1 rRNA gene is annotated in these 587 nt (G+C 54.5%); it reads right to left on the bottom strand.

Annotated features, from left to right (window positions below):
- Nucleotides 1-581, bottom strand: a 23S ribosomal RNA gene (locus tag ABD665_RS21620); the annotation flags it as partial.
- Between the last annotated feature and the right edge of the window lie 6 nt (nt 582-587).

Below are 587 nucleotides of genomic sequence, written 5' to 3'. Positions count from 1 at the left end.
CCGGGGTACTTTTCACCTTTCCCTCACGGTACTAGTCCGCTATCGGTCACCAAGGAGTATTTAGGCTTAGCGGGTGGTCCCGCCGGATTCACAGCCAATTTCAGGGGTTGGCTGCTACTTGGGGTGACACTCAGCAGTGACACACTTACGTCTACAGGGGTGTTACCTGCTATGCCGCGTCTTCCCAGAGCGCTTCGACTTCATGTGTCATTTTTGACTGCTCGACCGTTCGACAGCACGGTCAGAATGGCCCCACAACACCGCACATGCAACGCCTGTCAGCTATCACACACGTACGGTTTGGCCTCTTCCGCGTTCGCTCGCCACTACTGACGGAATCACTGTTGTTTTCTTTTCCTGTGGGTACTGAGATGTTTCACTTCCCCACGTTCCCTCCAACCGCCCTATATATTCAGGCGGAGGTCGCCGGACATTACTCCGGTTTCTTTCGAGGTTTCCCTATTCGGAGATCCCCGGATCGAAGCTCGTTTACCAGCTCCCCGGGGCTTATCGCAGGTTACGACGTCCTTCATCGGCTCTTGGTGCCTAGGCATCCACCGATTGCCCTTAGTAGCTTGTTGTTACTA

It is taken from the genome of Microlunatus spumicola, from assembly GCF_039536445.1.
GTDB classification, from domain to species: domain Bacteria; phylum Actinomycetota; class Actinomycetes; order Propionibacteriales; family Propionibacteriaceae; genus Microlunatus; species Microlunatus spumicola.
Note: the sequence above shows the minus strand (reverse complement) of the source record. Positions and strands in the feature narration are given on the sequence as shown.